This window comes from Vibrio splendidus 12E03 (assembly GCF_000272105.2).
Taxonomy (GTDB): Bacteria; Pseudomonadota; Gammaproteobacteria; order Enterobacterales; family Vibrionaceae; genus Vibrio; species Vibrio splendidus_I.
This window is the reverse complement of sequence record NZ_AJZD02000055.1, coordinates 40,559-52,770: the sequence shown is the minus strand read 5'-3', so window position 1 is coordinate 52,770 and position 12,212 is coordinate 40,559. Positions and strand designations below refer to the sequence as shown.

Genomic DNA, 12,212 nt, shown 5'->3' with positions numbered 1-12,212 from the left:
CAGCCGCTAAAGAACGGCTGTTTTTATAATACTTAACGGTTTGGGTGGTTTAAGATGTGGTCTTCCCAATCGACAACATCAATTTCGTATACCACTTTGTTACGAACGCTTTCACCTGCTGCATGCATCTCTGTTTTTGATCCGGTGATCAACGGGTGCCATTCAGGAATCGGCTTAGATTCTGATAAAAGGCGGTAAGCACAAGTGTCTGGTAGCCAGTGAAACTCATCGATCTTGTCACGAGTCAGCTTCAAACACTCTTCACCTGAAGTGAAGCGGTTCGGGTAGTCTTTACACGAACATGTTTTGTCGTTTAACCAGCTACACGCCACATTGGTGTAGTAAACTTCATCGCTATCTTCATCCATTAGTTTATGCAGGCAGCACTTACCACAACCGTCGCAAAGTGATTCCCACTCATTCTCGGTCATCTGTTCTAGTGTCTTTTCTTGCCAAAATGGATTCGTCATAGGATTACTTATTACTCTTTTACTGGGGTGCGTGTTATACCGCTAGCCCATAAAAAGTTCAAGGATAATAATTGTTCATTCTTTGATTCAATCAACAGCTGTCACTCTCATCATTTTTTGCTACTATCGCGCACCCTGTTATTTAGTGAGTTTAATTTGATGGAATGTCGTCTAGGTTGTGGAGCATGTTGTATCGCTCCAAGTATTACATCTGCTATTCCTGGAATGCCTAATGGTAAGCCTGCTGGCGTACGCTGCATCCAATTAAATGAGCAAGACCTATGCAAATTATTTGGTCAACCTTCACGCCCGAAAGTATGTCACCAGTTCAAAGCTTGCCCTGTCATTTGTGGTAAAACCGACCAAGAAGCCCTTGATAACCTTATCGAGTTAGAAGCCATAACCTAAGCGTATTAGCCCTTTTCTATATCCCAGCAATTTCTTTTCCTACTCATACTTTGCTTTAGGTTATAGGTGCTTATGAGGCCTCAATAGTCTTTCGAACAGTACTGACTACCTCGCTATGAGTAATAACCGTTTCAGGAAACTCTCGGCGAAATAAAGCCATCGATAAGACATGACAGACCAGTGAAGCCGTCATTCTCGTACCCATAAACCAACCAATAACTTGCCTTGAATAAAGATCAATAATGGCAACTAATTATAGCCAACATTTGTTTGTAACTACGTCGGTGATGTCTCCTGCCCATTTTTAAATTAGCAGTCGTTGCACTAAAAACCTTAGCGAGCAAGGCCGTGACTACGGGCATTCAGTTCAGGTCGAGAAGTGGACAATACCTTATAAACTTGAAGTACTATGTGTATATCATCAGGTAGCGTTTTTATTTACTTTGTTGTCAGCCAATATATTGGATAATATGGCAATAATACATTATGGAAGGAAAATGTGATGAGTAAAAAAATGACCATGGCGGAGATTTCAAGACAGCTTGGAATTTCAACAATGACCGTGTCACGTTACTTTAATGACGGTTATGTCTCGGCTGAAAATCGCCTTAAAATTGATGCTATCGTCAAAGAAAATCATTATACCCCTAATATATTTGCTCGTTCCATTCGTAGCCAATCTAATATTATTGGTTTCGTTGCTCCTCGCATTGAGTCGTATACAACGAGTTTAGTAATTAAAGGGGCACTGGCGGCTGCCAATGAATCACAAGTACGAATGCTTTTTCATGCCTCAGGATTTAACCATGAGTCAGAATGCCAAGCTGTGAGAGAGTTTAATGGCTTAAATGCATTGGGCACTATTATTATTGCTTCAAAGCACAGTGTCGAAGAGACGTTTTATCAAACCTTAGACAATGTGTTATTTATTGGTAAAAACACCCCCCACCATTGCTGTTTATATTACCCCGACCATGCTGCAATTAAAGCACTCGTTTCCCAAACCATCACTCAGTTAAAACAACAGCAGGCACCGCTGGCAGCCGTACATTATATTTATGATGAGCGTATGCTTTCCAGCCGTACTAAGTTGATGCAAGCCACCATTACTGACACCGTCCCTGAGTTGAATTTTTCACTACAAGCTCTAGCCAACTCGGAGGACAAAGCTGGCTACCAGGCAATTCAATTACAGCCTAATCATGTCTACTTTTGTGCCACCGATAATATTGCCATTCGTTTATATCGTCGCGCCAAAGAACAGCAACTCAAGATTGGTCATAACTTATGGATTGTAGGCATGGGTGACTATGACTACAGCGATTTGTTAGTCCCAAGCCTGACTACTGTCGCTTTTAACTACTATCAAGTGGGCTACCAAGCTGTCAAAAAATTGCTCAAGCGCGATTTCAGTTCCGTTGAAGGCACATTCGACATAAGAATGAGAGAAAGTTCACAGTTTCTCTGAAATTGTATTGAGTCCAAATAGGTTCCATTTAACACTATGTGTTAACGATAACACATATAGTATAACCGATGAAACTCGCTAATAATCTACACTCAAAACCACTCGCGTGGTGGAAGAAAGCAACTGCCTACCAAATTTATCCCCGTAGTTTTTATGATACAAACCAGGACGGCATTGGCGATATCAATGGAATCATTGCTAAGCTGGATTATCTTGCTGATTTGGGCATTGATTTAATATGGATCTGCCCATTCTACGCATCACCGAATGATGACAACGGTTACGATATCAGTGACTATCAAGCGATTCATCCTGACTTTGGAACCCTTGAGGATGTGGATAAATTAATCACGGCTGCTCATGAACGTGGCATTCGCATTATTATGGATTTAGTCATCAACCACACTAGCGATGAGCATCCATGGTTTATCGAATCTCGAGACAACAAAGATAGCCCTAAGCGTGATTGGTATATTTGGCGTGATGGTTGTGAGTCAACAGATGAAAAACCAACTTGCGAACCTAATAACTGGGAAAGTATTTTTCATGGTAGTGCATGGGAATATGATGACAAAACCGCACAATATTATTTACATCTATTTTCTAAAAAGCAGCCTGATCTTAATTGGGAAAATCCTGAAGTAAAACAAGCACTATTTAAAATGATTCATTGGTGGTTGGAGCGTGGTATTGATGGTTTCCGTGTCGATGCAATTAGCCATATTCAGAAACAAACTGGTTTACCCTCTTTACCCAATCCAAAGGGTGAAAAGTATGTCTCTTCATTCGATTATCACATGAATGTTGAAGGTATTGAAAAGCACCTGTATGAGTTAAAAGAACAGGCGTTTTCGCCTTTTGATATTGTGACCGTTGGTGAGGCCAATGGGGTGACGGCCGACAACGCATTGCCTTGGGTTGCTGAAGCGACCGAGCACGATCAAGGTGGTGTTTTTAACATGATTTTTCAGTTTGAACACATGAAGCTATGGTCGGAAGAACAAAGCAACGAGAATTTCGATCTCGTGGCGTTCAAACGCATTTTATCGCGTTGGCAAGATGCCTTAGAAGGTAAAGGCTGGAATGCGCTTTATTTAGAAAACCACGATCAAGCTCGTAGTATTGATACTTTTGCCGATCCTAACTCTAGGTATGCCAGTGCTACCGCGTTAGCGAGTTGTTATTTCTTGATGAAAGGGACTCCATTTATTTATCAGGGCCAAGAGATTGGTATGGTAAATCATCAGTTTACTTCTCTTGACGAATTTAACGATGTGTCTGCGAGAAATTTAATTCAAAAGCTATCGCAACAAGGTCAGAGCGATGCCGATATCTTAGCCTTGTTAAATCAAGTATCCCGCGACCACAGTCGCTTGCCAATGCAATGGAATGACCAGGATTTTGCCGGTTTTTCTGAGGTGCAACCTTGGTTCTCGGTGAATCAACAGTATGCAGATATCAATGTTGAGCAACAACAGCAAGATCCAAATTCGATCTTAGGTTTCTATAAGCAGTTGATTGCTTTGCGTAAGTCACATGAAAGCTTAGTGGTTGGCCGTTATCAATTACTGCTAGCTAACGATCCTAATATCTATGCTTATCAACGTGTTGCTCAAGATATGACATGGACCATTATTACCAATTTAAGTCCACAAGAGAGCGTTGTTGATATCGACTGCACCCAATTAGGCGAGTTAATGCTTGATAATCAGAATATTAACAACGAACACGTTCGCTCAGATTTTATAACAACGCAAATAGCCCCCGCTTATGCCGCGTATATATTTGCAAAAAAGCACTAAATTATATTTATGGCTAGGCGCTGATAACGTTAGCCTGTATTTAAATCAAGGAACTATTTATGAGTAAGTTACTATCGTTTGATTTTTGGCAACGATTTGGGAAGTCCCTTATCGTTGTTATCGCGGTGATGCCTGCCGCTGGTATCATGATATCACTAGGTAAAGTGGTCGCAATGTATGCGGGTGGGTTTGGTGCCATTGAAACACTAGGCGCTATAATGGAAAACATAGGTTGGGGGATCATTGTTAACCTTCACCTATTATTTGCGGTCGCGATTGGTGGCTCGTGGGCAAAAGAGCGTGCAGGTGGCGCATTTGCCGCGCTAATTGCCTTCATCTTAATCAACCGTATCACTGGGGTTATATTGGGCGTGGATAACGCTATGCTCAGTGACCCAGAAGCGGTTGTGATGAGCCTATTTGGTTCTGAGCTACCTGTCTCTCAATTCTTCACGAATATTTTGGGTGCTCCTGCCCTAAATATGGGTGTGTTTATCGGTATTATGTCTGGCTATTTAGGTGCCAACTTATTTAACCGCTATCATGACTTCGCTCGCTTACCTCAGGCATTAGCATTTTTCAACGGTAAGCGTTTTGTGCCTTTTGTTGTTATTTTCTATTCGCTGATTATTGCGTTTGGTTTATCTGTAATATGGCCTTTAATTCAAGGGGCGCTTAATGATTTTGGTCAATGGATTGCTACCTCTAAAGACACTGCGCCGATCACTGCTCCTTTCTTGTATGGTACGTTAGAGCGTTTATTACTGCCATTTGGTTTACACCACACTTTAACTATTCCAATGAATTACACCGAGTTGGGTGGTACTTATGAGCTTTTGACTGGGATGAATGCGGGCTCAAGTGTTTATGGTCAAGATCCATTATGGCTTGCTTGGGTTAGCGATTTAAATAATCTTAAATTAAGCGATCCGACAACTTACCAACACCTGTTAGATACGGTGCACCCAGCACGCTTTAAAGCAGGCCAAGTTATTATCGCAGCCTCTTCATTGATTGGTATTGGACTTGCGATGTATCACTGTGTTGATAGTGATAAGCGCGCACAATATAAGCCAATGTTTTTATCTGCGTGTCTTGCCGTGTTATTAACCGGTGTGACAGAGCCTATTGAATTCATGTTTATGTTTATTGCTCCTGTTTTATATGTTGCGCATGCGGTATTAACAGGGGTTGCATTTGCGTTGGTCGATGTGATGGACCTACGTGTACATGCCTTTGGTTTGATTGAGTTACTCACTCGTATACCTATGATGGTTTCAGCGGGCATCGGTGGTGATCTGGTTCGCTTTGCATTAGTTTCTATTGTTTTCTTTGTGGTTAACTATGGATTGTTCCGCTTCCTAATCGTGAAATTGAAGTTACCAACACCGGGTCGTATGGGTAACTACCTGGATGAAAGCTCAGAAGCTATGTCGGAAGATGAGAAGCTTGACATTATTATTCAGAATTTAGGCGGGCGTGGCAATATTGCTGAGATTGATGCTTGCATGACTCGCTTGCGCATTACAGTTAATGATCCGCAGTTGGTTGCTGAATATTCACTATGGAAGCCTACGGGAGCACTTGGAGCTGTGGTTAAAGAACAGGGAGTACAAGTTATTTATGGCCCTGGGGTGGATGTCATTAAATCTAGACTAGTTCAGAAGTTTTCAGCGCAACCTGCGTAATTCTTTTTAGATCAAATAACCTCGAGAAACGCAGCCTTGCGCTGCGTTTTATCTCACTAGAATAAATAAGTGAATAATAATGAAGTTAATGACACTAAATACCCACAGCTGGCAAGAAGAAAAACAGCTAGAAAAGTTAGATGTGGTCGCGCAAGCCATTATCGAGCAAGGGTGCGATGTGGTTGCATTACAGGAAGTGAATCAACATCAAGATAGCCCGGCCGTTGATGCCAATATATTAACCAATCACACTGTGTTGGCGAATAACTATGGTTATTTATTACAGAAAAAACTCATGGAATACGGTCATCATTACCAACTTACGTGGGATTTCGTTCATCAAAGTTATGAAGTATATCAAGAGGGACTCTCATTTTTAACGCGACTACCGATTGTCGAACATGAGGTCATTGATTTAAGTGATAACTATGATGTGAGCTTTTGGAAACATCGGCGAGCAGTGCGTATTAAAGTGACCTCTCAACAGGGTGATTTTAATCTTTATAATTGTCATTGTGGCTGGTGGAATGACTCAGAGAACTCATTTGAGGATCAGTTCGACCGAATCAAGGCAACTTTACCAACAGAGTTGAGCTTTCTATTAGGCGATTTCAACAACCCAAGCCATATACGTAATGAAGGCTATGATTACGTATTACAACGCGGTTTGATGGATTGTTATGAAGTTGCTGAAATCAAAGATGATGGAACCACTGTCATTAAAAACATTGATGGTTGGGAGCAAAATAGCCAAGCGCTACGCATTGATTTAGTGCTTAGTAATCAGCCTGTAGTGGTAAAGCAGCATAAGGTGATTTTTAATCACGATTTTTATCCGGTTGTATCAGATCACTTTGGGGTGTTGGTAGAAGTAGAACTTACTTAATTTTTATCAACTCATCGTAGTTTAAATAAAACGAATACTGACACAAATACGGCTAATTATCAGGTCACTCTTGCTTGCTAAAATAGCGATAGAATACGACTGACCTTAACGATCTTTAGTGCGAGTTCGAAGTGATTACATAAGATTCTCTGTTCTTTCTTTCAACTATATACACAAGATTTCACACTTCTGCGAAATCTAAACTATCTTGTTGATACTGGTACAGATTAATAAGGATCGTTATGAATAGGTATATCGCAGAAATGTTTGGTACGTTTTGGTTGGTGTTGGGCGGTTGTGGTAGTGCCGTCTTAGCCGCGGCTTTCCCTGATGTGGGAATTGGTCTACTCGGAGTTTCCCTTGCCTTTGGTTTAACCGTGCTCACTATGGCTTTCGCTATTGGTCATATATCCGGTTGCCACCTCAACCCTGCTGTCACCATCGGCCTATGGAGTGGTGGTCGCTTTGATGGCAAAGATGTTGCGCCTTATATTATTGCCCAAGTGATTGGCGGTATTATCGCGGGTGGTGTGTTATTCGTGATTGCTTCAGGCCAAGCAGGCTTTGACGCTGCGGCATCTGGCTTTGCTTCAAATGGTTACGGTGAACACTCACCGGGCGGCTACTCACTAACTGCCGCACTGGTCTGTGAAGTGGTCATGACCATGGTGTTCCTGTTCGTGATCATGGGCGCGACTGATTCGAAAGCACCGGCTGGATTCGCACCGATCGCAATTGGTCTCTGTTTGACCTTGATTCACCTTATCAGTATTCCTGTAACCAACACCTCAGTGAACCCTGCTCGAAGTACTGGCGTGGCTGTGTTTGTCGGTGATTGGGCCGTTTCGCAATTGTGGCTATTCTGGATTGCACCGATTATTGGTGCCGTGATTGGCGCGATGATATACAAAGCGGTGAGAGGTTCGGATTAAGCGCTGAAAAAGCGCCTAAAGCAATAAAAGAAAAAGCCGCTTAGTGATGATTCACCAAGCGGCTTTTTTAGATCTTATGACGACCGAGTAAGGAGTGCGAAAGCGTGGTGCCATCCACCAGCTCTAGCTCACCACCAACGGGAACACCATGAGCGATACGGCTAGCGTTCACTTCATGGGCATTACATAGCTCAGCAATGTAATGCGCTGTTGCTTCCCCTTCAACTGTTGGGTTAGTCGCTAGGATTACTTCAGAGATATCACCACGACGCAGGCGGTAGTCCAAAACATCAAGACCGATGTCACTTGGACCAATACCATCAAGTGGTGAAAGGTGACCCATCAATACAAAGTAACGACCTGAATATTGGCCAGTTGCTTCAATAGCTGCAATGTCTGCAGGGCTCTCTACTACACAGATTTGACCATTTTCCTGACGTTTAGGATTGGTACAAATGTGGCAAGTATCTTCTTCAGTAAAAGTACGGCACTCATTACAGTGACCAATTTCGGTCATTGCTTGGCTAAGAGCTTCAGCCAACTGTAGGCCGCCTTTTCTATCGCGCTGTAACAAATGAAAGGCCATACGCTGCGCCGACTTGGGTCCAACCCCAGGTAGACAACGTAAAGCCTCCATCAAATGCTCCAGCATATGACTGGTACGCATATTTAACCGTTCTAATTTTCAAGTAATAGCCTGTTCAATACAAACCACCACCTGAATTAACCTTTAAGAATAAGTTACTTAGAAAGGCATCTTCATACCTGGTGGAAGTTGCATTCCGCCAGTTACGCTAGCCATTTTCTCTTTTTGAGTTTCTTCAACGCGACGAGCCGCATCGTTGAAAGCAGCAGCGATAAGATCTTCAAGCATCTCTTTATCGTCTTCCATTAGGCTTTCATCGATATCAACACGGCGAACGCTGTGGCTACCAGTGATCGTTACTTTTACAAGGCCAGCACCTGACTCACCTGTAACTTCCATATTTGCGATTTCTTCTTGAAGCTTTTGCATGCGCTCTTGCATTTGCTGGGCTTGCTTCATCATGTTGCCCATACCGCCTTTACCAAACATGTTAATACTCTCTGGTCTAATTGGTTTATTAAAATTAATTAAGCTATACGAGCTTAAATGGGGGTTAAAACAGTGTGATTCAACCCCTCGATGTTCAGTTCTCAGATTTGCTTATCTGGGATGATACGCCGGTCACTAAACAAGAAAACGTTCTAGATAGGACGAACGCTGTCTCTGTCGAGTTCAGCGGCAAAACGTCTTTCAATGAACTGTACGTTGGCATCGTTTTCTAAAGCGGTAAATGCGTCTTTCAACTTACCTTGATACAATCTTTCTCGTAATTCTAGCGGCGTTTCTCCACCATCACCGATTTCAACACTCAAATGACACTCTTCCCCAAGCACAGTATTGAGAGACTGCAATAACTCACTCTGTGCTCGATCCGTATTCAGGTGAGCTTGGCTCGATCTTAACGTTAAGGTGATTGATGTGCCATTTTTAGCAAACACTGAGTTCAATGCTAACTGTTCAACAAGCTTTGCTGTTTCCAGCTTTTGAATCGTGGCGGACCATTCATCTTGAGCAATAGATTCTTGAAGCAATTTATCAACCATTTCTGGTGTCTTAATGTGCTCTAACGCGCGCTTGATCTGAGTGGGTGTAAGCTCTTTACTCACCTCTTTCACTACAGGTTTAGACGGTTTCCAGCGATAAGGTTCATTATCATTGGCAACATTTTCTGTAGAAGAAGTGGATAACGAAGCTGGCGACACCCGCTCAGAACCACCGTGTTGCTGAGCAACTCGATAAAGAACTGAAGTTTTAGCAGATGTCGCTTTAGCCTTTTTTGGCGCCGAGCCTTTGTTTTCTGTTGCCGAACTGCCTCTACGTTGAGAACGTAATTGGTGGCGTAAACCACTCACAGGCGAAGTTGCACGCGCTGGCTGCTCTTGCGGAGCAGAAGGTGCAGCGCTTGGCTGTTGAACCGGGCTCTGGTTTTGATAATTCGTTTGTTGCTGCTGAGGCTGCTCTGCACCGTAGCTTGGACGCCCATCATAAGCAGGAGGCGCGTCATACTGGCTATGCGGGTAATCCTGCTCAGGATAACCTTGGTTGCCTGAATGTTCAGCGTAACCTTGCGAATCTGAATACTGTGCTGGATTCTGCTGCGGAGTCTGTTGCACGGGTGGCTGCTGCATAGCTTGCTGTTGAGGCGCCTGTTGTTGCATCTGAGGCTGTCTCGGAGCTGCCATTGGCGCAGATTGGCTAACAGGCTGAGCAACGCTCTGAGCTTGAGCTACTGGCGCAGGGCTTGCCGACTGAGTCGAGATTGCCGTAGCAACCGCTTGTTCAGCTGGTCTAAATGCCAACATGCGTAAAACCACCATCTCAATACCAACGCGAGCGGTTGGCGACAATGGTAAGTCTTCACGACCTTTCAACACGATCTGGTAGTAGAGTTGAATGTCTTGTGGGCTAAGCGCTTTGCTCAGTAGTTCAAGCTTCTCAGCGTCAGGCTGTGCCTTATCTAGTGTAGATGGCAAAGCTTGGAACATCGCAAGACGATGCAGTTGAGTCGCAAGCTGATTCAGCAAACCGTCCCACTCAACACCGTTCTCAGCAAGGCTTTGAATACACGCCATTGCTTGTTGCGGCTGCTTACTGCTAATCGCTTCAAGCAAGTGGATAGCTTGGTCGGTATCCAGTGTTCCGAGCATGTGAGCCACGGTGTCTGTCACGACATTACCGTTGCCTAATGCGATAGCTTGATCCGTTAAACTCAGAGCATCACGCATACTGCCGTCAGCAGCATGAGCAATCATCCCTAGCGCACGAGGTTCAGACGTCACACTCTCTTGTTCAAGAATGTGGTCAAGCTGTTCGTGAATATTATCAACGCTGATCGGCTTAAGATGAAACTGCAGACAACGCGACAAAATCGTCACTGGAAGCTTTTGCGGATCAGTCGTTGCGAGCAAGAATTTCACATACTCAGGCGGCTCTTCTAACGTCTTTAGAAGCGCGTTAAAACTGTGCCTAGAAAGCATGTGTACTTCATCGATAAGGTAAACCTTAAAGCGACCACGCGCTGGCTTGTACTGAACATTGTCCAGAAGCTCACGGGTATCTTCTACCTTGGTACGTGATGCCGCATCGATCTCTAGCAGGTCAACAAAGCGACCTTCATCGATCTCTTTACAAGTTGCACATTCACCACAAGGGGTTGAAGTAATGCCTGTTTCACAGTTAAGTCCCTTAGCAAACAAGCGGCCGATGGTCGTTTTACCGACACCGCGTGTTCCGCTAAATAGGTACGCGTGGTGCAACCTATTTTGGCTAAGGGCATTCTCTAATGCTGTTAAAACATGGGCTTGACCAACCACTTCTTTGAATTTGGTTGGTCGCCATTTTCGCGCTAACGCAAGATAGCTCATGAATAATTCCGAAAAGGATTAGTGGCCGTCGAATTCGCAGATGCTAAACACTTCTAGACCTAAGCCTTGTAAGCGCTTGTCACCACCGATTTCTGGAAGGTTAATAACAAATGCAGCGTGTTCTACCACACCACCTAGCTGACGAATCAACTTTGTTGTTGCTTCAATCGTACCGCCCGTTGCTAGCAAATCATCAACCATCAACACTTTATCACCTTCAACGATAGCGTCAGTATGGATTTCTAGCGTATCTGTGCCGTACTCAAGCTCATAAGATTGTGCCACAGTTTCACGAGGCAGTTTGCCCGGTTTACGAACAGGAATGAAGCCAACACCTAGCTCTAGTGCCAAAGGCGCACCAAATAAGAAACCACGAGCTTCAGTACCAACGATCTTAGTAAAGCCCATGTCCTTGTATGTTTCCGCTAGCAAGTCGATTGTCGCTTTGTAAGCCGCTGGGTCTTCCATCAAGCTTGTTACGTCACGGAATAAAATACCCGCTTTAGGGTAATCAGGAATGCTTTTGATGCTTGCTTTGATCAGAGAGATTTTTTCTGTGTTCATAATCTTATGCACTTCATTAGGCCGCTTTCCAAACTCTCGTCAACGAATCAAACATCAACGCTTGGAATTAAGGAAAGGTACGATTGGTATTCATTGCAACGAGAGTCATAACTCTGATTGCTGAAATAATAAACGCCCGCTATACAAGCAGGCACACTGGCTTAATGGTAGTGATTTTCTTTGCTGTCAGCAACCAACTCATGAGTTGGAAGTCGCATAAACCATGTGAGAAGAATAACAAGTACACAAATTAGGAAGGCCTTGACCCACATGATAGGGGCAAAGTAGATGGATAACGTAAAACTCAACAAGATAAAGAATACGCCGCGCGTTTTAACTTGTTTGGTTACGGCACCGTGTTGGTACCAATTGTTCAGTAAAGGACCCAGCGTTTTGTGCTCGTGCATCCATTTATGAACTTTCGGATTACTTCGCATGAAGCATGCGCTAGCAAGAAGGAGAAAAGGTGTGGTTGGCAGAACAGGTAAAACTATCCCTAGAACTGCGAGAAATATGCAAAGGCCACCAGCAATATTGAGACTTA

The 12,212-nt window shown here is 43.6% G+C and carries 12 protein-coding genes and 1 pseudogene; 6 read left to right on the top strand and 7 right to left on the bottom strand.

What is annotated here, in order from left to right; genetic code table 11:
* Positions 1-32 precede the first annotated feature (32 nt).
* Positions 33-470 carry a YcgN family cysteine cluster protein gene (locus A142_RS05300; RefSeq protein ID WP_017059388.1) on the bottom strand — a complete coding sequence of 146 codons (438 nt, stop codon included), beginning with the start codon at positions 468-470 and terminating at the stop codon, positions 33-35.
* Positions 471-629: 159 nt separating this feature from the next.
* Between A142_RS05300 and A142_RS05295 the strand changes: the two genes are divergently transcribed.
* Positions 630-878, top strand: a complete 249-nt coding sequence (locus A142_RS05295) for a YkgJ family cysteine cluster protein (protein ID WP_017059389.1) — start codon at positions 630-632, stop codon at positions 876-878.
* 20 nt (positions 879-898) lie between these two features.
* Here the strand turns inward: A142_RS05295 and A142_RS24195 are convergent.
* Positions 899-1,240: pseudogene (locus tag A142_RS24195) on the bottom strand (DDE-type integrase/transposase/recombinase); the annotation flags it as partial.
* 140 nt (positions 1,241-1,380) lie between these two features.
* Between A142_RS24195 and A142_RS05290 the strand changes: the two are divergent.
* The 5 genes from A142_RS05290 to aqpZ all read left to right on the top strand — a co-directional run bounded on the left by A142_RS05290 (position 1,381) and on the right by aqpZ (position 7,654).
* Entirely contained in the window at positions 1,381-2,346 is a 966-nt protein-coding gene (locus tag A142_RS05290; RefSeq protein WP_017070321.1) for a LacI family DNA-binding transcriptional regulator, read from the top strand.
* A gap of 68 nt (positions 2,347-2,414) precedes the next feature.
* The gene (locus A142_RS05285) at positions 2,415-4,148 is read left to right on the top strand and encodes a glycoside hydrolase family 13 protein (RefSeq protein WP_019823197.1); all 1,734 of its coding nucleotides are present in this window, start codon (positions 2,415-2,417) and stop codon (positions 4,146-4,148) included.
* Between the two features lie 59 nt (positions 4,149-4,207).
* Positions 4,208-5,836, top strand: a complete 1,629-nt coding sequence (locus tag A142_RS05280) for a PTS transporter subunit IIBC (protein ID WP_019823195.1) — start codon at positions 4,208-4,210, stop codon at positions 5,834-5,836.
* 79 nt (positions 5,837-5,915) lie between these two features.
* Complete coding sequence (locus A142_RS05275; protein ID WP_019823193.1) at positions 5,916-6,722, top strand: endonuclease/exonuclease/phosphatase family protein; 807 nt, start codon at positions 5,916-5,918, stop codon at positions 6,720-6,722.
* Between the two features lie 242 nt (positions 6,723-6,964).
* Positions 6,965-7,654, top strand: a complete 690-nt coding sequence (gene aqpZ, locus A142_RS05270; RefSeq protein ID WP_019823191.1) for an aquaporin Z — start codon at positions 6,965-6,967, stop codon at positions 7,652-7,654.
* Positions 7,655-7,721: 67 nt separating this feature from the next.
* On the opposite strand, the gene recR is transcribed toward aqpZ, so the two are convergent.
* From recR to A142_RS05245, 5 genes are all read right to left on the bottom strand, one after another.
* Entirely contained in the window at positions 7,722-8,321 is a 600-nt protein-coding gene (gene recR / locus A142_RS05265; protein WP_019823189.1) for a recombination mediator RecR, read from the bottom strand.
* 78 nt (positions 8,322-8,399) lie between these two features.
* Positions 8,400-8,729, bottom strand: coding sequence for a YbaB/EbfC family nucleoid-associated protein (locus tag A142_RS05260; RefSeq protein WP_017062338.1), 330 nt, complete (start codon positions 8,727-8,729; stop codon positions 8,400-8,402).
* A 152-nt stretch (positions 8,730-8,881) separates the two neighbouring features.
* Positions 8,882-11,104: a DNA polymerase III subunit gamma/tau gene (gene dnaX / locus A142_RS05255; protein WP_019823187.1), complete on the bottom strand. Its 2,223-nt coding sequence runs from the start codon at positions 11,102-11,104 to the stop codon at positions 8,882-8,884.
* An 18-nt stretch (positions 11,105-11,122) separates the two neighbouring features.
* The gene (gene apt / locus A142_RS05250) at positions 11,123-11,668 is read right to left on the bottom strand and encodes an adenine phosphoribosyltransferase (RefSeq protein WP_019823185.1); all 546 of its coding nucleotides are present in this window, start codon (positions 11,666-11,668) and stop codon (positions 11,123-11,125) included.
* Positions 11,669-11,829: 161 nt separating this feature from the next.
* Positions 11,830-12,201 (bottom strand): YbaN family protein, encoded by a 372-nt coding sequence (locus A142_RS05245; protein WP_029405514.1) that lies wholly within the window; start codon positions 12,199-12,201, stop codon positions 11,830-11,832.
* Positions 12,202-12,212: the final 11 nt, after the last annotated feature.

Excerpts from the sequence above, each read along its gene's own strand:
- A142_RS05300 (WP_017059388.1), bottom strand. The coding sequence starts at position 470 with ATGACGAATCCATTTTGGCAAGAAAAGACACTAGAACAGATGACCGAG.
- A142_RS05295 (WP_017059389.1), top strand. The coding sequence starts at position 630 with ATGGAATGTCGTCTAGGTTGTGGAGCATGTTGTATCGCTCCAAGTATT.
- A142_RS05290 (WP_017070321.1), top strand. The coding sequence starts at position 1,381 with ATGAGTAAAAAAATGACCATGGCGGAGATTTCAAGACAGCTTGGAATT.
- A142_RS05285 (WP_019823197.1), top strand. The coding sequence starts at position 2,415 with ATGAAACTCGCTAATAATCTACACTCAAAACCACTCGCGTGGTGGAAG.
- A142_RS05280 (WP_019823195.1), top strand. The coding sequence starts at position 4,208 with ATGAGTAAGTTACTATCGTTTGATTTTTGGCAACGATTTGGGAAGTCC.
- A142_RS05275 (WP_019823193.1), top strand. The coding sequence starts at position 5,916 with ATGAAGTTAATGACACTAAATACCCACAGCTGGCAAGAAGAAAAACAG.
- aqpZ (WP_019823191.1), top strand. The coding sequence starts at position 6,965 with ATGAATAGGTATATCGCAGAAATGTTTGGTACGTTTTGGTTGGTGTTG.
- recR (WP_019823189.1), bottom strand. The coding sequence starts at position 8,321 with ATGCGTACCAGTCATATGCTGGAGCATTTGATGGAGGCTTTACGTTGT.
- A142_RS05260 (WP_017062338.1), bottom strand. The coding sequence starts at position 8,729 with ATGTTTGGTAAAGGCGGTATGGGCAACATGATGAAGCAAGCCCAGCAA.
- dnaX (WP_019823187.1), bottom strand. The coding sequence starts at position 11,104 with ATGAGCTATCTTGCGTTAGCGCGAAAATGGCGACCAACCAAATTCAAA.
- apt (WP_019823185.1), bottom strand. The coding sequence starts at position 11,668 with ATGAACACAGAAAAAATCTCTCTGATCAAAGCAAGCATCAAAAGCATT.